This window comes from Kribbella kalugense (assembly GCF_004365875.1).
In the GTDB taxonomy this organism is placed as follows: domain Bacteria; phylum Actinomycetota; class Actinomycetes; order Propionibacteriales; family Kribbellaceae; genus Kribbella; species Kribbella kalugense.
On the sequence record NZ_SODF01000002.1, the window covers coordinates 707870 to 730836 of the forward strand.

General features: G+C 67.9%; 25 protein-coding genes. 8 read left to right on the plus strand and 17 right to left on the minus strand.

Going from position 1 to position 22967, the window contains the following annotated elements:
* Positions 1 to 5: 5 nt before the first annotated feature.
* Entirely contained in the window at positions 6 to 1067 is a 1062-nt protein-coding gene (locus EV650_RS21000) for an FAD-dependent monooxygenase (RefSeq protein WP_134120745.1), read from the minus strand.
* A gap of 53 nt (positions 1068 to 1120) precedes the next feature.
* Between EV650_RS21000 and EV650_RS21005 the strand changes: the two genes are divergently transcribed.
* Positions 1121 to 1699, plus strand: coding sequence for a TetR/AcrR family transcriptional regulator (locus tag EV650_RS21005; RefSeq protein ID WP_134120746.1), 579 nt, complete (start codon positions 1121 to 1123; stop codon positions 1697 to 1699).
* On the opposite strand, the gene EV650_RS21010 is transcribed toward EV650_RS21005, so the two are convergent.
* From EV650_RS21010 to purD, 10 genes are all read right to left on the minus strand, one after another.
* Complete coding sequence (locus EV650_RS21010) at positions 1683 to 2105, minus strand: hypothetical protein (RefSeq protein ID WP_134120747.1); 423 nt, start codon at positions 2103 to 2105, stop codon at positions 1683 to 1685. The two genes, EV650_RS21005 and EV650_RS21010, sit on opposite strands and share 17 nt — an antisense overlap.
* A gap of 138 nt (positions 2106 to 2243) precedes the next feature.
* Positions 2244 to 2660, minus strand: a complete 417-nt coding sequence (locus EV650_RS21015; RefSeq protein ID WP_134120748.1) for a hypothetical protein — start codon at positions 2658 to 2660, stop codon at positions 2244 to 2246.
* Between the two features lie 2 nt (positions 2661 to 2662).
* Positions 2663 to 4744 carry a glycosyltransferase family 39 protein gene (locus EV650_RS21020; RefSeq protein WP_134120749.1) on the minus strand — a complete coding sequence of 694 codons (2082 nt, stop codon included), beginning with the start codon at positions 4742 to 4744 and terminating at the stop codon, positions 2663 to 2665.
* Position 4745: 1 nt separating this feature from the next.
* On the minus strand, positions 4746 to 5978 hold the full coding sequence (locus EV650_RS21025; protein ID WP_134120750.1) for a bifunctional glycosyltransferase family 2/GtrA family protein: 1233 nt from the start codon (positions 5976 to 5978) through the stop codon (positions 4746 to 4748).
* A gap of 63 nt (positions 5979 to 6041) precedes the next feature.
* Positions 6042 to 6434, minus strand: a complete 393-nt coding sequence (locus tag EV650_RS21030) for a hypothetical protein (RefSeq protein WP_134120751.1) — start codon at positions 6432 to 6434, stop codon at positions 6042 to 6044.
* 1 nt (position 6435) lies between these two features.
* Positions 6436 to 6792 (minus strand): hypothetical protein, encoded by a 357-nt coding sequence (locus tag EV650_RS21035; RefSeq protein WP_134120752.1) that lies wholly within the window; start codon positions 6790 to 6792, stop codon positions 6436 to 6438.
* 3 nt (positions 6793 to 6795) lie between these two features.
* Positions 6796 to 8223, minus strand: a complete 1428-nt coding sequence (gene purB / locus EV650_RS21040) for an adenylosuccinate lyase (protein ID WP_439648790.1) — start codon at positions 8221 to 8223, stop codon at positions 6796 to 6798.
* Positions 8224 to 8247: 24 nt separating this feature from the next.
* Positions 8248 to 8862 (minus strand): hypothetical protein, encoded by a 615-nt coding sequence (locus tag EV650_RS21045; RefSeq protein WP_134120754.1) that lies wholly within the window; start codon positions 8860 to 8862, stop codon positions 8248 to 8250.
* The gene (locus EV650_RS21050) at positions 8855 to 9343 is read right to left on the minus strand and encodes a SigE family RNA polymerase sigma factor (protein WP_134120755.1); all 489 of its coding nucleotides are present in this window, start codon (positions 9341 to 9343) and stop codon (positions 8855 to 8857) included. The genes EV650_RS21045 and EV650_RS21050 overlap by 8 nt, the downstream gene beginning before the upstream one ends.
* Before the next feature lie 78 nt (positions 9344 to 9421).
* Positions 9422 to 10699 (minus strand): phosphoribosylamine--glycine ligase, encoded by a 1278-nt coding sequence (purD, locus tag EV650_RS21055; RefSeq protein WP_134120756.1) that lies wholly within the window; start codon positions 10697 to 10699, stop codon positions 9422 to 9424.
* Positions 10700 to 10774: 75 nt separating this feature from the next.
* On the opposite strand from purD, the gene EV650_RS21060 reads away from it, so the two are divergent.
* The 3 genes from EV650_RS21060 to EV650_RS21070 are packed head-to-tail and all read left to right on the plus strand — an operon-like array spanning position 10775 to position 13959.
* On the plus strand, positions 10775 to 11692 hold the full coding sequence (locus tag EV650_RS21060; RefSeq protein ID WP_238174354.1) for a carbohydrate ABC transporter permease: 918 nt from the start codon (positions 10775 to 10777) through the stop codon (positions 11690 to 11692).
* Positions 11689 to 12531: a carbohydrate ABC transporter permease gene (locus EV650_RS21065; protein ID WP_134120757.1), complete on the plus strand. Its 843-nt coding sequence runs from the start codon at positions 11689 to 11691 to the stop codon at positions 12529 to 12531. The genes EV650_RS21060 and EV650_RS21065 overlap by 4 nt, the downstream gene beginning before the upstream one ends.
* A gap of 15 nt (positions 12532 to 12546) precedes the next feature.
* A complete protein-coding gene (locus EV650_RS21070; RefSeq protein WP_134120758.1) occupies positions 12547 to 13959 on the plus strand; it encodes an ABC transporter substrate-binding protein in 1413 nt (470 codons plus the stop codon).
* 4 nt (positions 13960 to 13963) lie between these two features.
* Here EV650_RS21070 and EV650_RS21075 read toward each other — a convergent pair whose 3' ends face one another.
* On the minus strand, positions 13964 to 14614 hold the full coding sequence (locus tag EV650_RS21075) for a hypothetical protein (protein ID WP_134120759.1): 651 nt from the start codon (positions 14612 to 14614) through the stop codon (positions 13964 to 13966).
* Between the two features lie 2 nt (positions 14615 to 14616).
* Entirely contained in the window at positions 14617 to 15342 is a 726-nt protein-coding gene (locus EV650_RS21080; protein ID WP_238174355.1) for a hypothetical protein, read from the minus strand.
* Between the two features lie 91 nt (positions 15343 to 15433).
* Between EV650_RS21080 and EV650_RS21085 the strand changes: the two genes are divergently transcribed.
* The 3 genes from EV650_RS21085 to EV650_RS21095 all read left to right on the plus strand — a co-directional run bounded on the left by EV650_RS21085 (position 15434) and on the right by EV650_RS21095 (position 17508).
* Positions 15434 to 16303, plus strand: coding sequence for an alpha/beta fold hydrolase (locus EV650_RS21085; protein ID WP_134120760.1), 870 nt, complete (start codon positions 15434 to 15436; stop codon positions 16301 to 16303).
* A 100-nt stretch (positions 16304 to 16403) separates the two neighbouring features.
* Positions 16404 to 16775: an FKBP-type peptidyl-prolyl cis-trans isomerase gene (locus EV650_RS21090; RefSeq protein ID WP_134120761.1), complete on the plus strand. Its 372-nt coding sequence runs from the start codon at positions 16404 to 16406 to the stop codon at positions 16773 to 16775.
* A 112-nt stretch (positions 16776 to 16887) separates the two neighbouring features.
* On the plus strand, positions 16888 to 17508 hold the full coding sequence (locus tag EV650_RS21095; protein WP_134120762.1) for a DUF2238 domain-containing protein: 621 nt from the start codon (positions 16888 to 16890) through the stop codon (positions 17506 to 17508).
* Between the two features lie 4 nt (positions 17509 to 17512).
* Here EV650_RS21095 and EV650_RS21100 read toward each other — a convergent pair whose 3' ends face one another.
* From EV650_RS21100 to EV650_RS21110, 3 genes are read right to left on the minus strand one after another with little or no spacing between them, the layout of a single operon-like run.
* Complete coding sequence (locus EV650_RS21100) at positions 17513 to 18406, minus strand: ABC transporter ATP-binding protein (protein WP_134120763.1); 894 nt, start codon at positions 18404 to 18406, stop codon at positions 17513 to 17515.
* Positions 18407 to 18409: 3 nt separating this feature from the next.
* On the minus strand, positions 18410 to 19450 hold the full coding sequence (locus EV650_RS21105; protein WP_134120764.1) for a FecCD family ABC transporter permease: 1041 nt from the start codon (positions 19448 to 19450) through the stop codon (positions 18410 to 18412).
* Positions 19450 to 20523 carry a FecCD family ABC transporter permease gene (locus EV650_RS21110; RefSeq protein WP_134120765.1) on the minus strand — a complete coding sequence of 358 codons (1074 nt, stop codon included), beginning with the start codon at positions 20521 to 20523 and terminating at the stop codon, positions 19450 to 19452. Before EV650_RS21110 ends, EV650_RS21105 begins: the two co-directional genes overlap by 1 nt.
* Before the next feature lie 114 nt (positions 20524 to 20637).
* Between EV650_RS21110 and EV650_RS21115 the strand changes: the two genes are divergently transcribed.
* The gene (locus EV650_RS21115) at positions 20638 to 21444 is read left to right on the plus strand and encodes a siderophore-interacting protein (RefSeq protein WP_134120766.1); all 807 of its coding nucleotides are present in this window, start codon (positions 20638 to 20640) and stop codon (positions 21442 to 21444) included.
* Between the two features lie 4 nt (positions 21445 to 21448).
* Here EV650_RS21115 and EV650_RS21120 read toward each other — a convergent pair whose 3' ends face one another.
* Complete coding sequence (locus EV650_RS21120; RefSeq protein WP_202874791.1) at positions 21449 to 22966, minus strand: AMP-binding protein; 1518 nt, start codon at positions 22964 to 22966, stop codon at positions 21449 to 21451.
* Position 22967 lies beyond the last annotated feature (1 nt).

Here is a 22967-nt window from a genome sequence, read left to right on the forward strand (position 1 = left end):
TCCGCCTACTTGCGCCCGCGCAGGGCCACCAGCTTGCCGCCGATCGAGAACAGGCCGTCGCGGAGCGTGGTGATCACCGGATTCTCGACCTGTGCGACCCGGCCGAGGCTCCGGGACCGCTTGACCAGCTTGGTCGTCGCGGGCCGCCGTTCAGCGTCGTACGCCGTCAGCGCGGCCGGGAGATCGCTGGTCGCACCGAGGTGGCGGGCCAGCGCGCCGGCGTCCTCGATCGCCGAGCACGCCCCGCGACCGAGGTTCGGCGTCATCGCGTGGGCCGCGTCGCCGACCAGGACGACCCGCCCCTGCGTGAACGGGACGAGCGGCAGCGTCAGGTCGTAGATGTCGTTCTGCAGGATCTTCTCGCTGCCGGCGATCAGCCTCGGGATCGGGTCGTGCCAACTCTCGAAGACGGTCGGCTCACTCGTCGTACCGGCGGCCTGGTTCGCCGTCCCGTACCAGTAGAACCGCCCGTCGATCAGCCGCGCGAACCCGAACAGTTGCCCCCGGCCCCAAGTCTCCCCACCGCCGTCGTCGAGCTCGACCTCCGCAATCCCCCGGTACGCCGTGAATCCGGAGTACCGCGGTCCGTCGTACTGCGGATACAACCCTCCCCGGACCGCACTCCGAATCCCGTCGGCGGCCACGAGCAACTCGGCCTGGAGCTCACCGTTGACCGTCACACCGTCCGCGTCTTGGGAGACCGTCCGCACCTCGTACCCGGTCCGCACGATCACGGCCGGCCCGAATTCGGCCGTGATCAGCTCGTGCAGCTGGGTCCGGTGGATCATCACCGGTAACTCCAGGCCGAGGTCGGCTGCCCCGACCACCCACCGGCCGTCCGGCTTCCGCATCCCGGCCGGCTTGGACGGTACGGACGCCTTCTCGACGCCCTTGACCCCGAGCTCCTCGAGCACGGCGACCGCCGACGGCCAGACCGAGATGCCGGCCCCCACCTCGCCCAGCTCCGGAGCACGCTCCAGCACTGTGACCTGCCAGCCGCACCGTTGCAGCGCGACAGCAGCGGTGACCCCTCCGATACCCGCTCCAACCACTATCGCCGTACTCATGCCATCGACTCTACATCTGTAGAGTCTCAGTGGGAAGTGCGAGACTGACCGGCGTGACGAAGCAGGTGCCGCTGGGCGCGGATCGCCGGGACGCCATCGCCGACGCCGCGATCCACCTGGTCGCGACCCGCGGCCTGCGCGGGCTGACCCACCGCGCGGTCGACACCGAGGCGGGCCTGCCGCCGGGCTCCACGTCGTACTACCTACGCACCCGGAACGCGTTGCTCACCGCGTGCGTGAGCCGGATGCTCACCCGGGACGTGGGCGGGATGCCGCCGGCCGGTGGCGATCCGGTCGAACTGATGATCGGGATGACCGTCGGGCTCGCGCACGACCGGCCGGACGATCTGGTCGCGCGGTACGAGTTGTCGCTGGAGGCGAGCCGTCAGCCAGACCTACGGACCGCGATCGACGAAGGCGGACGGCAACTGCGGGCGATGCTCGCACAGTTGCTGGGCGGACTTGGCGTACCCGATCCGGAAGCGGCCGCGTGGCCGGTGGCGGCGATGCTGGACGGGCTGATGTACGACCGGGTCGCGGGGACGGGGGCAACGCTCTCACCAGAAGCGTTCGAGGCCGCCGTACGACGCTCTGTCACGGGACTGATCGCCGGCCTCAAAGGCGCTCCGTGACCGTGACGAAGGTGAAGTAGCAGACGCCGATCAGCATGCCGACGTGACCGAGGACCGACAAGCCGGCGCCGGATCCCCAGGAGTCACCCTGCGTGTCCTCGGAATGCTTGCCGCCACTCGGCAACCAACGGGCCAGAAGCAACAATCCGATCACTGTCAGCAGCCACCACCCGGCCAGCATCACCAGCGCGATCTCGCGTCGACCGGCGATCAGGGCGATGACCCAGCCGATCAACGTGATCACGCCGACAACGGTGTGCAACCGCAGCAGGGCAGCGGAGAACCCGTGCCGGCCGGCGCCGTGACCGGTGCCGTCGACAACAGTGTTGCCGAGCCGGACGCGCGTGATCAGCACGACGACCGCACCGAGCGCGGTCAGGAACCAGGTGACGTTCGACCATTCCACGACCCCATCCCTACCCCACCCCGTGGGCCCGTGAACCATTCCGCGTGTCGTCGTACTGCTTGACGATCGTCCAGAAATGGCGCCCGGCGGGCCGAGTGTCCGCTCGTGACCCGCCGGGCTGTCTACTTCAGGTGAGGTTCAGCCGTTCTGCGTCTGCCCCTGCTGGTTGGGGATCGTCTGACCTTGCCCCTGGCCCTGACTTTGGCCCTGCCCTTGTCCCTGGCCCTGGTTGGGGACCGTGCCTTGCCCCTGCCCGTTTCCTTGCGGGAAGCCGCCGCGGAGCCCGCCGCCACCAGGTCCGCCGAACTGGTTCTGCTGGGTGCTGGACCCGTCCCAGGAGTGTCCGACCGCCATCCCGCCAAGGAATGCGAGTACTGCGAGCAGCGAGCCTGCTCCGGCGAGCACCAGGGTGCTCGGTCGCCCACTCCCCTTGGCCTGCTCGGTCTGAGCCGGCGGCCCTGCCTGCTGCGCGGCCGGCTGCGAGCCGGCTTGCGCAGCCTGCGCGGCCTGCGCGGCCTGCGCGGCTTGCCACTGGGCTTCGGTGGACTGCGTCATCTTCATGCTCCTGTTCCGGTGGAGAGGTCGTAGATGGTGGTGCTGCCAACGGTCTGGGCCGTGAAGTTCTCCGACACCCAGGTGGAGATCTCGCTGGTGGTTCCGTCGCGACCGCCGCCGAAGCCGCCGCCACCGCCACCGCTCCCGACGAAGTAGTGAACCTTGCCCTGAGCAACCAGTTCTTTGAACTCGGCCAGCGACGGCGCCGGGTCGGTCCCGTTGAACCCGCCGAGCGCCATGATCGGTTCGCCGGACGCGATCTGCAGCGGCGCGGCTCCGTTGGCGGTCACCGCGGCTGCCGCCCAGGTGTAGCCCTTCGAGCCCTGCTGCAGCAGCGTCACGAGCTCACTGGAGACCCCACTGATCCCGCCGCCACCGAGGAACCCGCCCATACCGCCGCCACCCATACCGCCGGCCCCAGGCTGGCCCGTCGTACCAGTGCCAGTGCCAGTACCAGTTCCAGTACCCGCGCCCGTCCCCGGCTGCCCGGTAGTGCCAGTGCCTGTTCCAGTGCCCGTCTGACCAGGCGGAGTACCCGTCCGGCCGCCGAAGCCACCGCCACGTCCACCGCCCATGCCGCCCATCCCGCCAGGACCGGCGGTCGGGATCGCCCCGGCGTGCGCCGTGCTGATCGTGTCGATCGAGTACGCAGTAGGCCCGGCCAGCGCGCTGAAGACAAGCACCGCGGCAGCACCAACCCCGGCCCGCCGAGCCGCCGTCCGGTGCAGCTTGAGCTCAGGCAGCAGCATGATCAGTCCGGCCGCGGCCACACCGGTGATCAGCACGACCCACCGCAGCCACGGCTGCCAGGACGGAGTGGAGTTCAGCAACGCGAAGCTCCAACCGGCCGTCAGCAGGGCACCGCCAGCAAGCGTTGCCCGCGGCAACCACTCGTTCCGGCGCCGCCACAGGATCGACATCGCGCCACCGATCACCGCACCGAACGCGGGCGCCAGCGCGATCATGTAGTACGGGTGGATGATGCCCTGCATGTAGCTGAACACCAGCCCGGTGACGACCAGCCATCCACCCCACAGCAGGGCGAACGCGCGGGTCTTGTCCGTCCGCGGAGCCTTGCCTGCAGCAACCACCAGTACGGCCGTCGAGAGCAACGCGGCTGGCAGCAGCCAGGAGATCTGTGTTCCGAACTCACCACCGAACAGCCGCTGCAGACCCGTCGCACCACCCCAGCCGGGGTTGCCGACGCCGCCTCCGACCGACCCGGTCTCGTTGCCGCTCAACCGGCCGAGTCCGTTGTACCCGAGCGTCAGCTCGAGAATGCTGTTGTTCGACGACCCACCGACGTACGGTCGCGCGGACGCCGGCAGCAGCTCCACGATCGCAACCCACCAACCGGCGCTCACGATCATCGAGACCAGCGCCAGTCCGAGGTGCAGGAGACGCTTCCCGATCGCCGGCTTCCCGGCCACCAGGTACGCCAGCCCGAACGCCGGCAGGATCAGGAACGCCTGCAGCATCTTCGTCAGGAACCCGAACCCGACCAGCGCACCGGCCAGGATCATCCACCGGGCCGAGTGCTTCACCGAGTCGATCGCCCGGGTCACGGCCCACGCACCGGCGCACAGCAGCAGGATCAGCAGCGCGTCCGGGTTGTTGAACCGGAACATCAGCACCGCGACCGGCGTCAGCGCGAGGATCGCACCGGCCAGCAGACCGGCGTTCGCCGAGAACCACCGCCGTACCGACACGTACACGAAGCCGACGCTGGCCACGCCCATCAGGGCCTGGGGCACCAGCATGCTCCAGGTGTTGAACCCGAAGATCCTTGCCGACAGCCCCATGATCCACAGCGAGCCCGGGGTCTTGTCGACGGTGATGAAGCTCGAGGAGTCGAACGACCCGAAGAACCAGGCCTTCCAGCTCGTCGACCCGGCCTGGACCGCGGCCGCGTAGTACTCGTTGGCGTAGGCGTTCTTGGACAAGCCCCACAGGTACGCGATCGCGGTCAGCACCAGCAGACCGCCGTACAGGACCTTGTCCCGGCCGAAGGTGTACTGCGTGCTGATCGAACGCGGCCCGGCCCGGCGTGGGGTCGCCTCGACGGGATCCGTAACTGTCGTCATTTCAATTGCTCCGGGTGTTCTCGAGAACGGTGGGGGGTTCGAAGGCCGGGATGGTGGGTGCGTCGTCGTCGAAGACCCAGGCCTGGAAGAGGCTGAACCGGACCACGGTCGCGGCCAGGTTGGCGACGGTCAGCACGGTGATCTCCACCGCTTGGTGTGGCGCGGCGACCGCGGTGTGCAGCAGCCAGAGCGAGGCCGCGGTCAGACTCCAGCCGATGCCGAAGGTGACCAGCCCGCGCAGCTGATGCCGCCACCGGCCCTCCACGCCACGCACGCCGAACGTGATCCGCCGGTTGAGCGTGGTGTTGCCGACCGCGGTGATCAGCAGGGCCAGCAGGTTCGCCACCTGGGCCGGCATGCCTTGGCGCAGGACCAGATACAGCAGCGCGTACGCCGCCGTGCTGAGCACACCGATCGCGCCGAACCGCAGTACCCGCGCAGCCATCGCGGTCCGCGGATCGAGGATGCGCGGACGCCCGTACACCTGCCGGATCGGCTCGAGGTCGATCCGCCCGCGACCGAGATCGCGGGTCAGCCGGACGATCCCACGCAGGTCCTCGCCGACCGTCTTGGCGATCGCGACCCGGGAGTCGAGGTCGTCGACCCAGTCCACGGGTACTTCGTGGATCCGCAGGCCGGCCTTCTCCGCCAGCACCAGCAGCTCGGTATCGAAGAACCAGCTGGTGTCCTGCACCAGCGGCAGCAGCTCCCGCGCCACGTCGGCGCGGATCGCCTTGAACCCGCACTGCGCGTCCGAGAAGTGCGCGCTCAACGTTGCCCGCAGCAACAGATTGTACGAGCGCGAGATGAACTCCCGCTTCGGCCGCCGGACCACCCGGGAGCCCTTCGCCAACCGGGTGCCGATGGCAACATCACTGTGCCCGGCCAGCAGCGGCGCGACCAGCGGGAGCAGGGCGTTCAGATTGGTGGACAGGTCGACGTCCATGTACGCGAGCACCTCCGCGGTGCTCGCGGACCAGACCTGCTTCAGCGCACGGCCGCGGCCGGACTGCTCGAGCCGGACGATCCGGACCCCGGGCAGCTCGCTCGCGAGCAGCATGCCGATCTCATAGGTCGCGTCCGTACTTCCGTTGTCCGCGATGCAGACCTCGGCCGGAAACGGGAAGGCGGTGTCGAGGAACTCCCGCAGCCGTCTGATATTCGGTCCGAGGTCGTTTTCCTCGTTCTTGACGGGTACGACGATCTCGACCCGAGGATGACCTGGAATCTGCATGACACCGATGCTGTCCGGTGAACCTTAGGCAGTCCCTGTGCGTCGCTGGCAGTTAGCTGGCAGTTAGCGCGTGCGGCGCAACCAGAGCAGTCCGAGCACCGGCAGCACCACCGGGACGAACCCGTAGCCCTGCCCGAAGTGCGACCACACAGTCGCGTCCGGGAAGTCGTCCGGTACGGCGTAACTGAAGGCGCCGATCGCGAGTACGCCGACCAGCTCGATCGCGATCGCGGTCGTGGCCACCTTGCGCGACACGTTGGTTGCCTTGGCCAACGCGAAGGTCGCCGCGCAATAGATGACCGCGGCAACGGCCGACAACAAGTAGGCGATTGGCGCATCGCTGAACTTGGTCGCGATCTGCACACCGGCCCGGGCGGTCGCGGCCAGCGCGAACACGCCGTACACCGCGATCAGGATCCGCCCCGGCCCGTGCTTGGTGGCTGCCGGATCTGTCATCTCAGACCGCCCACAGGTCGTGCAGCCGGAGCTCGAGGATCGGGATCACCAGGCAGGCGACAGCCAGCACGCCCGCACCCCAGCGGCTGCTCTCCGCCAGCGCCCAGAACGCACCGATCGGCAAGATGATCAGGGACCCGATCAGATAGCCGATGAAGAACGGCCCGGACACGTCCCGGTCGGTGCCGGCGAACTGCACGATGCCGACGACCAGCTGGGCGACGAGGGCGACCTCGATGACACCGAGCGCGCCCAGCACGGTCCAGTCGATCCGCTTGTTCCGCGCGGCCAGCACGACGGCGTACACCATCGCAGCCAGCGACAACGCGACAAGGAACCAGGTGAGCGGTGCGAACACGGGTTAGAGGATGTCACCCGGCGTGTAGGCGGCGGCCTCCGGGTAGCGCTTGGCGAGGTCGTCGATCTTCGCGACGACCGCGCCGACCTGGGCGACGGCCGCGCCGGTGAAGGAGAGAGGCTCGCCGACGATGCCGACGATCTGCTCCTCGGTCAGGCCGAGCCGGCCGTCTTCGCCGAGGCGGTGGAACAGGTCGTTGCCGGCCAGACCCTTGCGCAGGTCGAGCGCGGTCGCGACCGCGTGCTCCTTGATGACCTCGTGCGCGGTCTCCCGGCCGACGCCGTTCTTCACCGCGGCCATCAGCACCTTGGTCGTGGTCAGGAACGGCAGGTACCGCTCGAGCTCTCGCGACACCACAGCCGGATACACCCCGAACTCGTCCAGCACGGTCAGGAACGTCTCGAACAGCCCGTCCAGCGCGAAGAACGCGTCCGGCAAGGCAACCCGCCGTACGACGGAACAGAAGACGTCGCCTTCGTTCCACTGGTTGCCGGCCAGCTCGCCCGCCATCGAGGCGTACCCGCGCAGGATGACCGCGAGCCCGTTGACCCGCTCGCAGGACCGGGTGTTCATCTTGTGCGGCATCGCCGAGGACCCGACCTGGCCCTCCTTGAACCCTTCGGTGACCAGCTCGTGCCCGGCCATCAGCCGGATCGTGGTCGCCAGACTGGACGGGCCGGCGGCCAGCTGCACCAGCGCGGAGACGACTTCGTAGTCAAGCGAGCGCGGGTAGACCTGGCCGACGCTCGTCAGCGTGTGGCTGAAGCCCAGGTGCTGGGCGATGTCTTCCTCAAGCTTCTCGAGCTTCGCCGGGTCACCGCCGAACAGGTCGAGCATGTCCTGCGACGTACCCACCGGGCCCTTGATGCCGCGCAGCGGGTACCGCTCGAGCAGCTCCTCGATCCGCGCGATCGCGACCAGCAGCTCGTCCGCCGCCGACGCGAACCGCTTGCCCAGCGTGGTCGCCTGCGCGGCGACGTTGTGGGAGCGCCCGGTCATCACCAGCGCCGCGTGGTCGGCGGCCTTCTGGCCGAGCTGTACGGCGGTCGCCACCGCACGGTCCCGGACCAGCTCGAGCCCGGCGCGGATCTGGAGTTGCTCGACGTTCTCGGTCAGGTCACGACTCGTCATCCCCTTGTGGATGTGTTCGTGCCCGGCGAGCGCGCTGAACTCCTCGATCCGCGCCTTCACGTCGTGCCGCGTGACCCGCTCCCGGGCCGCGATCGACGCCAGGTCGACCTGGTCGATCACTCGCTCGTAGTCCTCGACGACCCCGTCCGGAACCGCGACGCCGAGCTCCTTCTGGGCCGCCAGCACGGCGACCCAGAGCTTCCGCTCGAGCACGATCTTGTGCTCCGGTGACCACAGCTCCGCCATCGACTGACTGGCGTAGCGCGCGGCGAGAACGTTGGGGATCCGGGGCTTGGTCACGAGCCCCATTCTCCCAGACGGCTACTAGCCGACGGTCACCAGACCACAGAGCAGGGCGCCCGACAGGGTGCACACCTTGTACGACCCGGCGGCGAGACCCTTCGGCAGGGCCAGCGTGTACGGACCGGCGCTGGTGTACTGCGGGATCGCGATCCCGGACTCACCCGGGTTCACCTTCATCGAGTACGGCGTGGTGGCGTCGCCCGGCACCTTGGCCACCAGGGTGTAGAGCGGCACGTCCGGCTTGGCCGCCGACGAGAGCGTGAAGGTCACGTTGCGGACCTTTTTGTCCGGGAACGACGCGACGACCTGGCCGCCGGCCTTCAGGGCCTTCGCCGACGTCAGGGTCAGCGGGCCTGCCTTCTGGACCGGCGCCGGATTCGGCTGCTGCTCCAGCTCCGGCGGGGCGACCGCGTTCGTCGGGACCGGGCTGCCGGCGACGGGCGCGTTGTGCGCCGGCCGAAGCGTGGGGACAACCGCGACGGCGGCGACCACGACGGCCGCACCGAGCACGGTCAGACCGGCGGTCAGGCGGCGCTTGCGGGTGCGGGCCGTGGTCAGGACGGTGTCGAAGTCACCAGCGGACTCGGCGGCCTTGCGGTCCGCCAGGGCCTGCAGATCTTCCTGCAGATCAGGCATGGTCGTCACTCCTCAACAGCAATGAATCGGACAGGGTGTCCCGGGCCCGGGAGAGGCGCGACTTGACCGTGCCTTCCGCGATTCCGAGCGTGTCCGCCACCTGAGCCACGCTCAGGTCACAGACGTAATGGAGGACGACGACCTGCCGGGTCGGCATCGGCAGGCCGGCGAGAGCCTGCTCGAGGTCACCGGCGTACCCATCGGCGGGGTCCGCGACGTGGTCGGCCGGCAGCCGGTGGAACAAATGCGTCAGCCGGTTGCCGTCGCGGTGCCGGTTGGCAGCCAGTCGCACCGCGACCAGCCGCACCCAGGCCTCCGGAGAGTCGTACCGCGAAACCTTCTGCCAGCGGGGCACCAGCCGGACGAACGCCTCTTGAACGAGGTCTTCCGCCTCGGCACGTGACCCGGTCAGCAGCGAGATCACACCCACCAGCCGTGGCTGATGCGCGCGGTAGAACTCCCGCAGCCCCTCCGTCTCCATACCCACCTACACCCCCGACCCATCAATCCGGTTCCATCGAGCCTAGAACAATTTCGGGCCGGGCAGTTTTGAGCCGGTTCAGACGGTGATCTCGCCGCGCTCGGCCTTGAGGGCGATGTCGGTGCGGTGCTGCGAGCCCTTGATCCGGATCTGACCGACCGCGGCGTACGCGCGCTGCCGGGCCTCGGCGAGGTCCTTGCCGACGGCGCTGACCGCGAGGACCCGGCCGCCCGATGTCACGAGCTCCTCGCCGTCGAGCGCCGTACCGGCGTGGAAGACGCGGACGTCGGCGCTCTCGGCCTGGTCGACGCCTGCGATCGGGTCGCCCTTGCGCGGGCTGGACGGGTACTTCTTCGCGGCGACCACCACCGCGACCGAGGTGGCGCTCCGCCAGCTCAGGTCGCCCTGGTCGGCGAGCTTCCCGGTGGCGGCGGCGAGCAGCAGTCCGCCGAGCGGCGTCTTCAGCATCGGCAGCAGGGCCTGCGTCTCCGGGTCGCCGAAGCGGCAGTTGAACTCGATCACCCGGACACCGCGTGACGTCAGCGCCAGACCGGCGTACAGCAGGCCGCTGAACGGCGTACCGCGGTGGCGGAGCTCGTCGATGGTCGGCTGGAGGACCTTTTCGGTGATCTCGGCAACCAAGTCGTCCGGTGCCCACGGCAACGGTGTGTAGGCGCCCATGCCACCGGTGTTCGGGCCTTCGTCGTTGTCGGCGAGGCGCTTGAAGTCCTGGGCCGGCTGCATCGGCAGGACCGTGGTGCCGTCGGTGATCGCGAACAGCGAGACCTCGGGACCGTCGAGGAATTCCTCGATCAGCACCTGGTCGCACTCGGCCGCGTGGGCGAGCGCCTCTTCGCGGTCCGACGTGACGACAACGCCCTTGCCTGCAGCGAGTCCGTCGTCCTTCACGACGTACGGCGGGCCGAAAGCGTCGATCGCGGTCGCGGCCTGCTCGGGCGTCGTACACACGTACGCCCGGCCGGTCGGCACGCCGGCGGCGGCCATCACGTCCTTGGCGAACGCCTTCGAGCCCTCGATCTGCGCGGCTTCTCGGGACGGACCGAAGACCGGGATCCCGGCGTCCCGCAGCGGATCGGCCAGCCCGGCGACCAGCGGCGCCTCGGGGCCGACGACGACCAGGTCGGCCTCGACCTCCTGCGCCAGCGCGACGACCGCGTCGTGGTCCGAGATGTCCACCGAACGGCAAACGATCGTTTGCCCGTCGTACGCCGGACGCAACGTGGCGATGCCAGGGTTGCCCGGGGCCGCCACCACCTCTTCAACCTCCGGGTCCTGGGACAGCGCCCAGGCCAGAGCATGCTCGCGGCCACCCGAGCCAACCACCAAAACCTTCACGGGCGCTCAGCCTAGCGTGCCCTGGCCCGGGGACCCCGGGCGGTGTAAGACTGCGCCCTTACTGGAGGTAAGCGATTGACTACATCAACCGTATCGGCGCGCGCCGGCCGCCGCCCGTCCCCGGTGTCCCTGCTGTCCTGGCTGATGCTTGTGCCCTGCGTGGTGGTGTTCGCACTCTTCATCATCTGGCCGCTGGGCAAGTCCGTCTCGCTGTCGCTGCACGGCTCCGACCTGTTCGGCCGGCCGGACGCGTACGTCGGTCTGCAGCATTACCGGGACATGCTCGGCTCGCCCGATTTCCGGCACATCCTGGGCGTGACGTTCGGATTCGTGCTGCTCACCGTGATCCCCGGCGTACTGGGTGCGCTGGTGATCGTGCTGCTGCTCGAGCAGCACATCAAGGGGATCCGGATCTTCCGGACCGCGTTCGCGCTGCCGTTCGCGTTCTCGGTGGCCAGCGCTTCGGTCATCTTCGCGACCATCTACAACCCGGCGATCGGCCTCGCCAATGGTCTGCTCGGTCACTTCGGGGTGGATCGGATCGGCTGGCTGACCGACCCGTCCTGGGCCCTGATCAGCGTCGCGATCACCACGGTGTGGATGAGCATCGGGTACAACGTGCTGGTCCTGTCGGCGGGCATCGGCGCGATCCCGACCGAGCTCAACGAGGCGGCCACGCTGGACGGCGCCGGCGGTTTCCGGGCGTCGCGGTACATCACGATCCCGCTGCTCGGACCACAGTTGTTCTTCCTGATCGTGATCTCCACGATCCAGTCCCTGCAGGGCTTCGGGCAGATCAAGATCCTCACACCGGAGGGCGGACCGGAGCAGTCGACCAAGACGCTCGTCTACTCGATCTACCACACCGCCTTCGCGAACAACGCCAGCGATTTCGGCGCCGCGTCGGCCCAGGCGATCGTGCTGCTGGTGATCCTGCTGATCTGCACGGCGATCCAGTTCGGCGTCCTGGAGAGGCGGGTGCACTACAAGTGAGACCGGGCCGCATCATCACGTACGTCGTCCTGATCCTGGCCGCGGTCGCGGTGATCTTCCCGGTGTACTACGTCGTCGCCGGATCGATCATGTCGCCCGGGCAGATCTCGTCGTACCCGCCGGATCTCTTCCCGCACGGGATCTTCACCGGCAACTACAAAGGCACCGCGTCGTCGGGTACGCCGATCGGGCAGCAGTACGTGAACTCGATCCTGCAGACCTCGATCATCACGTTGTCGCAATTGATCACCAGCGTGCTGGCGGCGTACGCGTTCGTCTTCATGAAGATGTGGGGCCGGACCGTCCTGTTCGGTCTGTTCCTGGCCACGCTGATGGTGCCGTGGGAATCGATCGTGCTGCCGAACTACCTGACCATCACCGGTTGGTCGATCGGCGGTGAGCGGCTGACCGCGTCGTACGCCGGGACGATGATCGCGCTGGTGCTTCCGTTCCTGGCGAACGCGTTCGGGGTGTTCCTGCTCCGGCAGTCGTTCCTGCAGTTCCCGGTGGAACTGCGGGACGCGGCGACGATCGACGGCGCCGGGCACTGGCGGTTCCTCAGCCGGATCCTGATCCCGTTGAACAAGCCGGCGTTGATGGCGGTCGGGTTGTACGTCTTCCTGTCCGCCTGGAACCAGTTCTTCTGGCCGTTGCTGATCGGCGACTCCGCATCCCGCCGTACCTTGCAGATCGGCATCAGCCAGCTCAACGACGCGGAAGCCGCCGATCCGGGACTCATCCTGGCCGGCGTCACGCTGTCCATCCTGCCCACGCTGGCCATCGTGATCTTCGGCCAGCGCTTCATCGTCCGCGGGCTGACCGCGGGTGCAATTCGCTAGGAAAGGTTGGTCCTGATGAGATCCGTCCTCCCACGACGTACCGCGGCTGCCGCTTCGCTGCTGGCGGTGCTGGCTCTGGTCGCCGCCGGTTGCAGTGGCAACTCCTCCTCCGACAAGGGCTCCGGCAGCGGCGCTCAGGACGCGCCCGACGCGACCGCTCTCGACAAGGCGAGCGGGGTCACCAAGATCACCTTCTGGCACGGCATGAAGGGCGCGAACGGCGCGGCCGTCGACAAGCTGGTGAAGGCGTTCAACGCGGCGAACGCCGGCAAGATCGAGGTCACCGCGGTCTTCCAGGGTGACTACGACGACACGATCACGAAGTACAAGACGTCCGTACAGCAGGGCAACACGCCTTCGGTCGTACAGATCTACGACATCGGGTCGCGGTTCATGATCGACTCCAAGCAGACCGTGCCGGTGCAGAAGTTCGCCGACAAGGACGGCTACTCGCTCGATTCGATCGAGCCGAACATCGCGAACTACTACTCGATCGACGGCGCGCTGAACTCGATGCCGTTCAACACGTCGATGCCGTTGCTGTACATCAACAAAGAGGCCTTCGTGAAGGCCGGTCTCGATCCCGCGAAGCCGCCGACGACGCTGGACGAGATCATGGCGGACGCGAAGAAGCTGACCGTCAAGCAGGGCGGGAAGACGGTCCAGTACGGCTTCAACGCGGCCATCTACGGCTGGTTCATCGAGCAGCTGATCGCCCAGTCCGGTACGACGTACTGCGACAACGACAACGGTCGCAAGGACCTCGCCACCAAGGTGAACTTCGCCGACGAGCAGGGCGTCAAGGTCGCCACCTGGTACCAGCAGATGTTCAAGCAGGGTCTGATGCCGAACACCGGCAAGAAGACCGACGACGCGCAAGCCGTCTTCAAGTCCGGTACGTCGGCGATGCACCTGGAGTCGACCGGTGCGTTGAAGGGCTACCTGGACGCGGCGAAGGGCAAGTTCACCGTCGTCACGGCGCCGTTCCCGCACCTGACCTCGGCCGACTCCGGTGGCCCGATCATCGGTGGGGCGTCGCTGTGGATCGACGGACCGGGTCACTCGGACGCGGAGAAGCGCGCGTCCTGGGAGTTCGTGAAGTTCGCCTCGTCACCTGAGCAGCAGGCCGCCTGGCACACCGGCACCGGCTACTTCCCGATCAACTCCAAGGCCCTCGACGTACCAGCGGACAAGGCCTGGGTCGCGCAGTACCCGCAGTTCACCACCGCGATCACCCAGTTGCACGCCACCAAGCCCACCAACGCCTCCTCGGGCTGCATCCTCGGCGTCATGCCCCAAGCCCGCAAGGCCTCCGAAGACGGCCTGGAAAAGGCAGTCCTGGGCACCGACCCGGCCACGGCCATGAAGGCCGCCGCCGACTCCATCAAGCCCCAGATCGACCAGTACAACAAAACAGTCAAGAAGTAGCGGGCTAAGCGCTGGGCTTGCGGGCATCCGCCGCCGCAAGCCCAGCGCGCATCGCCTCGCGTACTTCGGGCGTCCAGGGCCCAGTGGCGGTCAACGGAATCTCGGTCATGAACCGCCGCTCGTCCTCGGGGATCCACGCGACGATGAGATCCGGGTCGGCCGCATAAAGCTTCGGACCGTCCGGGCCGAGCAGGTCGGCGGCGACGAGTCGCCCGTCCGCGGCACGCATGACGTTCTCCGGATTGTCATCGAACTTGAGTCCGAGCCAGGGCAGCTCGCTCTGGGCCCGTTCGTGCACGCGGCGTACGGCATCAACGAGCTCGGCCACCTCCGGGTCGCGTCTGGCGATCGCCGCGAGGAACGCGACGGCCTCGCGCTCGGGCACGGGTTGGAGCCATTCCATGATCTGGAGGTCGCCGCCACCGGTGAGGCGACGGTGCGCGAACAGTTCCGGCACCTGCCGGGTGTGCGCGGCCTCTCGGTACAGCGCGGCTGTATACGGTCCGGCCGGATCGAACGGGCTGATCCGCGCCACCGCCGTACCGTCGGGCGATCGGAGCGCGATTGCCCAGTCGCCCGCCCCGCAGGCAGTCCATCCGGCCTTTCGGAGGGCTTGTTCCGCGTCGCGGTGATCGGCGTCCCGCTGCATAGGCACGCTCAGTAGTGCCAGTAGTAGCGGGCGTCGGCGTTCCAGGTGACTGGGACTGTGGTGCGGTTGGTGAAGGCCATGCCTAAGCCCTTGGCGATTTCCACTGTGCGGGTTAGTTGGAGGGAGTACGGGTGCTGGTTGTCGTCCCACCATTGTTCGTACTGCGTGATGCAGGTCTGGCCTGAGTAGTACGGGTTGGAGCAGGCGTGCGGCGGGAGCCACTTCTGGAGGTGGCGGAAGTTGACCGTCGTGGATCCGTTGGGCGGCTTGATGGTGCCGCTGGCGTCGAGGCAGTAGCCGGTGGTGGGGATGTTCCACTTCACGTAGTGCTGGCGGTCGTTGGACGACGGGATGGGCTGCAGGTTGTTGCAGTTGACGTCGCCGATCTTCTCCGACGTGACGCGCTGGATCTGCGTGAGCGGGCGGCCGGCGCCGTCGTTGTAGCCGTCGAGAAGGACCCAGTCGCCGTCGTGGATGAAGTGCTCGGCGGACTTCGGCGGCCAGGACTTCGGATCGCCCCAGGAGATGTCGGACTCAGTCGCGCTCAGCGGAGTCCAGGCCCACTGGCCGGCCGCCGTACCGCCGGCGAAGTACTGCCCGGCCGACTTCTCGAACATCAGCGAGTACTGCGCATAGGTCTCGGTCGATGCTTCCGACGTGCGCGGAACCACCACGGCAACAGCCGACGTCAGGACCGCGGCCAGGCCGGTCAACACAGCGAGCCTAGGGATCACAGAGTGCGACAATAGTGCACCTTGAGTTCCTGTTCCGTGCAGGCGGAGCGGTCTAGGCTCACGTTCACGAGTCCGACCCAGAGGAGCTTTCATGCCGGAGCCTGTGACCCAGACGCTCGACGTGCCCGGAGCCACGCTGACGTACGACGTTCGCGGCGACGTGGCCGACCGTCCGTTGCTGCTACTCATCGGCTCACCGATGGGCGCGAGCGGATTCCCGACCCTGGCCTCACACTTCGAAGACCGCACCGTGGTGACGTACGACCCGCGCGGTGTCGAGCGGAGCGTCCGTAGCGGCGACATCACCGAGCTGTCCCCGGACGACCACGCAGCCGACCTCGCCGCGCTGATCGAGCACCTCGACGCCGGCCCGGTCGACATCTTCGCGAGTAGTGGTGGCGCGGTGAACGCGCTGGCCCTGACAGCCAAGCGCCCCGACCTCATCAACACCCTCGTCGCCCACGAGCCGCCTCTCGCCGCGATCATCCCTGACAGCGAGGCCGCCCTGGCCGTGGTCGAGGACATGTACGCGACGTACCAGCGCGACGGCATGGGCGCCGGCATGGCGAAGTTCATCGCGCTGGTCAGTTACGACGGCGAGGTTCCCGCCGACTACACCCAGCAACCCGCGCCGGACCCGGCCATGTTCGGCCTCCCGACCGAGGACGACGGTTCCCGCGACGACGCCCTCCTCGGCCAGAACCTCCGCGGCTGTACGTCGTACCAGCCCGACTTCGACGCCCTCGCCAAGGCGACGGACCGCATCGTCATCGGAGTCGGCGAAGAGTCGTCGAACGCGCTCGCCGGTCGTGGTGGTCAGGCCGCTGCGGCTCGGCTCGGTCTGACGCCGGTCACGTTCCCCAGTAACCACGGTGGCTTCCTCGGCAACGAGTACGGCCAACCCGGCAAACCGGAGGAGTTCGCCGGCACCTTGCGCGAGGTCCTCACGGGTCGCGGCTGACCACACACCGGTTGTGTCCGACGTTCCGCTAACAGCGGAACAGAGCCGACTTCGAGGGTCCAGGACTCGACGCCACCGACGGGTCTGGTTAGCTGGAGCTATGACTGAGAAGCCAGAGATCGACTTTCCGGACGGTCCGCCGCCTGCGGATCTCGAGATCACCGACATCAGCGTGGGCGACGGTGACGAGGCCAAGGCCGGTTCGCGCGTCAACGTGCACTACGTGGGCGTGGCCCACTCGACCGGCGAGGAATTCGACGCGTCGTACAACCGCGGCGCCCCGCTGGCCTTCCAGCTCGGCGTCGGCCAGGTGATCCAGGGCTGGGACACCGGCGTCCAGGGGATGAAGGTCGGCGGCCGGCGCAAGCTGGTCATCCCGCCGCACCTGGGGTACGGCGACCGCGGTGCAGGCAACGCCATCAAGCCGGGCGAAACCCTCATCTTCGTGGTCGACCTCGTCAGCGTCAGCTGATCCGACCGCCGTCCGGGACCCCCGCATCTCCGTCACACTGACGAAGATCGCGGGGGTTCTTCACGTAGTTGTACTCATCCGTCCCGCCCGGCGATTCGATTGACTGGCAGGCATGACGACGATGGTTGCGACCGCAGTCCCCAGCACCCGGCCGAACTGGCTGCGGTACGCCGCTCTGGCCGCGAAGGTCCTGCTCTTCGGATTGTTGCTCTCGGCCCTGATCTGGCCGGACCTGAGCGGGATCAAGGGCAAGGCGTCGACCGCGCGCCTGATCGTGTACCCGATCGGCGCGATGGTCCTTCCGCTGTGGTGGGTGGCCTACGGCCGCACGCGCAGCAAGCTCCACCGCACGTTCCCGTGGCACGCGGATCTGCTGATGACGCTGCCGTGGCTGATCGACCTGGTCGGCAACCGCTTCAACCTGTTCGACACCGTCACGTGGTGGGACGACGCCATGCACTTCGTCCTCTGGGCCTTCCTCACCGCCGGCGTCCTGCTCGCGTTCGCACCGCGCGATCTCTCCCGAGCCCTCACCGTCTTCACGGCCCTCGGCTTCGGCGCCACCGCCGCGGTCGTCTGGGAGCTCGGTGAGTATGTCGCCTTCGTCCGCACCTCCCCCGAACTCCAAACGGCCTACACCGACACCCTCGGCGACCTGGCCCTCGGCACCCTCGGCGCTCTCCTAGCCGGCCTGATCACCTATCAAGCCCGCAAACCCCGCAGCCTGGCCTGACGCCTCAGCGGCTCGTTGGCCGGCAGATGCCGTTGGCGGCAGCGCTGGCTGCCAGGGCGGCGGCTGCGGGACTGGAGCCCGAGTCGACTGGAGTGCGCGTTGTATGGCGGCCGATCGGCACGACCATCGGCGTACCGGCAACCGGATCCGGGACGACCTTGACAGCCAGGCCGAACACGTCCTGCACGACCTCCTCGGTGATCACCTGATCAGGGTTGCCCTCGGCAACGATCGCGCCGTCCTTCATCGCGATCAGGTGATCGCCGAACCGGCAGGCCTGGTTCAGGTCGTGCAGCACCAGCACGATCGTGCGTTCTTCGGCCTTGTTCAGATCCACCAGCAGATCGAGTACGTCGAACTGGTGGGTCAGGTCGAGGAACGTGGTCGGCTCGTCCAGCAGCAGGATGTCGGTCTCCTGGGCGAGCGCCATCGCGATCCACACCCGCTGCCGCTGACCACCGGACAGCTCATCGATCGGCCGGTCGGCGATCGAGAGTACGTCGGTCGACGTCATCGCAGCCGCGACCGCCTCGTCGTCCGCCTTCGACCACTGCCGGATCCACCGCGTCCGCGGATACCGTCCACGGCCGACCAGGTCGGCGACAGTGATCCCCTCCGGGGCGGTCGGCGACTGCGGCAGCAGACCGAGCTTGGTCGCCACCTCCCGAGTCGGAATCTGCTGAATACTCTTCCCGTCCAGCAGCACCGTTCCACGCGACGGCTTCAGCAACCGCGCGAGAGTCTTCAACAGCGTCGATTTGCCGCACGCGTTGGCGCCGACGATGACCGTGATCTTGCCGGTCGGGATCCGCACCGACAGGTCGTGGATGATCTCCCGCTGGTCGTACCCGACCGCGAGACCATCAGCTGCGAGGCTGTGTTCCACAGAGTTCTCCATCTCTCAGCCACCACTCCCGACTCGGTTGGCCCGTGCCAGCAGGAACATCAGGTACGGCGCACCGACCACGCCGGTGACCACTCCAACGGGCAGCTGTGTTTCCCCGAACGCATGCTGCGCGACCAGATCCGACAGGCCCACCACCAGCGCCCCGATCAGCCCGGAGGTGATCATCGCCGGCCCCGGCGACCTGGTCAGCCGCCGCGCGATCGGCGGGGCAACGAATGCCACAAAGCCGATCGGTCCCGCCGCAGCCGTCGCCACCGCAGCCAGCAGTACGGCGATCACGATCAACCCGAGCCGCGACACCTCCACCCGCAACCCCAACCCGTACGCCGTCTCGTCACCGAGCTGCAGGATCCGCAACTGGTGCACGAGGAACACCAGGAACGGCAGCAGTACGACGAACGTGATCGCCAACGACCGTACGTTCGACCAGTCCCGCCCGTTCAGACTCCCGGTCAGCCAGATCAACGCCTGCTGGGCGATCTCCACCCGCGCCTTCGTCAACAGGTACGACGTGATGCTGGTCGCGATCGCACCGATCCCGATGCCGATCAGGATCAGCCGGTAACTCGAAACCCCATGCCGCCAGGCGAGCACGTACATCAGGAACGCCGTCAGCACCGCACCCGCGATCGCGAACGCCGACACCGCGACCCCGGTAAACCCCAGCGTGACAATCGCGAACACCGCGAACGCACTCGCGCCGTAGGTCACCCCAATGATGTCCGGACTCGCCAGCGGATTGCGGGCGATGCTCTGGAAGATCGCACCCGACAGACCAAGCGCCGTACCGACGAGCAGACCGGTCAATGCCCTCGGCAACCGCAGCTGGTTCACGATGAACTCGGTCGCGCGGTCGCCGCCGCCGAACAGCGTCTTCACCACGTCGATCACCGGGATCTTGAAGTCACCCAGCGACAACGAGACACAGAAGGTCGCGAACACCACGATCGCGAGTACGACGATCACCACGAGCGTGCGGGTCTGCCGCGCCGCCCGAGCGCGCGAGATGACCTGGACTGCCTCCGCTGTCGCCATCAGAGATCGGCCAACTTCCGTCGGCGTACCAGGAAGATGAAGAAGGGCGCACCGAGAACCGCGGTCACGACGCCGACCTGCAACTCACCGGGCAGCGCGACGACGCGGCCGATCACGTCGGAGCCGAGCAGCAAGATAGGTGCCAGCAGCATCGAGTACGGCAGGATCCAGCGGTAGTCCGGGCCGGTCACCAGTCGCGCCACGTGCGGGATCGTCAGCCCGATGAAGCCGATCGGTCCCGCCGCCGCGGTCGCCGCTCCACACAGCAGTACGACGACGACCGCGACGAACAACCGGGCCAGTCCGACCCGTTGACCGAGCGACTTCGCCACGTCATCCCCCAGCGACAACGCGTTCAGCACCCGCCCGCAGAACAACGACAGCACGATCCCGACCAGGATGAACGGCGCGACCTGCGCCGCAACGTCCGAACCCCGGCCGGCGAACGACCCGACCGACCAGAACCGGAACTGGTCGAAGGTGTCGACATCACCGATCAGCAAGGCCGTCGTCAACGATCCGAGCATCGCGGTCAGCGCCGCACCGGCCAGCGCGAGCTTCACCGGCGTCGCGCCCTCCCGCCCGAGCGACCCGAGCAGATAGACCGCGACCGACGCCGCGGCCGCACCGGCGAACGCCAGCCAGACGTACGCCGTCAACGTCGACAACCCGAACCAATAGATGCCCCCGACAACGAACAACGCCGCGCCGCCGTTGACCCCGAGGATGCCCGGATCGGCCAGCGGGTTGCGCGTGACGCCCTGCATCAACGCACCCGCCAGACCGAGGGCCGCCCCAACCATCAGGCCGATCAGCGTCCGCGGTACGCGCAGTGACCGGACGATCACCTGGTCGGTGTCCGCCTCGTTGTAGTGGCGCAGGGCATCGAGCACCGTGGACAACGGGATCTGCTTGGACCCGATCGCGATGCTGAGCAACGACACCAGGACCAGCAGGGCCAGACAGCCGATCAGCCCGAGGACAAGAGTGGTCCGCCGGGCCCGGCGCCGCGGCCGCACGGGGGCGGACGTCAGCTCAGGGTCGGCGGAAGCGACAGCACTGGGCGGGGGCATTGGACTTTAGGGATCCTCTTAGGTAAGGCTAACCTCTAGCTGCCTCAGCTTAACCCGGCCGCCCACGGGTTCGCACCTGCGCCTCCCCTGCCAAGTTTATGGAGAAACCACAGCATGACGACTGTGCTCGAGCGACCGATCGTGTTCGACTCGCTCCTTGCCACCGTGGCGGCCGTTGACGACCTCAGCCCGCACCTGCGCCGAGTGACGTTCGTCGCCCCGCGGATCGCGGACGCGGTCACGGCCGGGCCGGACCAGCGGATCAAGGTCCTCCTCACCCCACCCAACGGCAGCGCGATCAGCCTTCCCACCGGCCCCGAGTGGTACGCCGATTGGTGCGCGCAGCCCGTCGACGAGCGTTTCATCATGCGGACGTACACCGTGCGCGCACTCCGCCCGGACGTCGCCGAGCTGGACGTCGAGTTCGTCCTGCACGGAGTCAACGGACCGGCGTCGGCCTGGGTCAGCGAGGCTCAGTTGGGCGACGAGGTCGGGCTGCTGCTTCCGTTCGCGGTCGACACGTCCAGCGCCAAGGGCCTGCTGCACTCCGGCGTCGACTACGTGCCGCCGGCGACCAGCGTGCGCCGGATCCTGGTCGCGGACGAGACCGCGCTCCCGGCGCTGGCGGGCATCCTCGAGGAGCTCCCGGCCGACGTACATGCCACTGTGTTCGTCGCCGTACCGGATGCTGCTGACGTGCGACCGCTGGCCGGGAACGCGGACATCACCTGGGTCACGGACGGTTCGTTGCTAGAGGCACTCAAATCCGCGACCCTGCCGTTCGATCCGGACTATGCCTGGGTCGCCGGCGAGTCGTCGATGATCAAGGCAGTACGCCGCCATCTGGTCAACGCAGTCGGGATGCCGAAGTCCACGATCTCCTTCCAGGGCTACTGGAAACGCGGCGAAGCGCACTGCTGATCGCTCAGTCCACCAGCTGATCGCGGAGCACGTACTTCTGGATCTTGCCCGACGCGGTCGTCGGGAAGCTGTCGACGAACCGCCAGATCCGCGGCACCTTGTGCGGCGCCAAGCGCCCCTGCAGATGCGCTCGCAGTACGTCGAGATCCGTCGACTCGGCCGCGGGTCTGACGAAAGCGGCGACCTGTTCGCCCCAGAAGTCGTCGGGTACGCCGACCACGGCGACGTCGGCCACCGCGGGATGAGTGATCAGCAGCTGCTCGATCTCGCGGGGGTAGATGTTCTCGCCACCGCGGATGATCAGCTCCTTGAGCCGGCCCTCGATCCGGCAGTAGCCGCGTTCGTCCATGCTCGCGAGATCGCCGGTGTGCAGCCAGCCGTCCGGGTCGATGGCGGCCGCGGTCTGCACCGGATCATCGAAGTACCCAGCCATCACGTGGTACCCGCGGGTGCACAGCTCGCCCACCGTTCCGTGGGCGACCGGCTCCGTCGTCCCAGGACGAACGATCCGCACCTCCGCGCCGGGGAGCGGGCGGCCGATCGTCTCGGCCCGGTTCTCCGGCGTGTCGTCCAACCGGGTCATGGTGATGGCCGGAGAAGCTTCCGTCTGCGCGTACACGATCGACATCGGAACCCCGAGACCTGTTTCGATCTGCCGGACCAGCTCGGGCGCGACGGTGGCACCACCGGAGATCGCATAACGCACCGACGACAGATCAGTTCCGGCGAAGGACGGATGCGCGAGGATCGCGAGCAACATCGTCGGCACGCCGCACAACTGCGCAGAGCGCTCGGACTCGGTCAACCGCAGTTGGAGGGCCGGGTCGAAGCGGGGCACAAGCACGTGAGTACCCAGGCTCGCCAGTGGTGCAAGCGTTCCCTGGACGCAGCCCGCGGTGTGGAACAACGGCATCGGGTTCACGAACACCTCACCGGGCTCCATCGCGAAGGTCTCGACGTACGACAACCGGGCGTTGTTGGTGATGCCGCGATGCCGCAGTACGGCGCCTTTCGGCTTACCGGTGGTTCCCGAGGTGTACTGGATCTGCGCGGGATCGCCGGGCTGAACGACCGGCAGGATCTCGGTCGGGGATCCGGATTCCTTGAATTCCTTCCAGTCGTCGAACAGCACGATCTCCCGCAGTTCAGGCAGTTCGGACCGGACCGCCAGCACCGTGTCCAGCAGCGGATTGTCTCGGTACTGCCGGACCAGGAAGACCCCCGCGGAACGGGACTGCGCGAGCACGTGGACCAACTCCCGGTCCCGCAGCGCCGGGTTGACCGTGACCAGGGTGAGGCCTGCCAGCGCCGCCGCGAACTCGAGCACCACCCACTCCGGGATGTTGTCGGCCCAGACCGCGATCCGTTCGCCGGGCTCGAACCGGCCGAGCAGGGCCCGGGCGACGGCTTCGGATTCGGCCAGCAACTCGTCGTACCGCCATCGCCGGCGGTCGGCCGGATCGGGCAGACCTTCGACCAGCGCGACCGTCGAAGGCGCGCGCTCGGCGGCCGACCGGAGCATC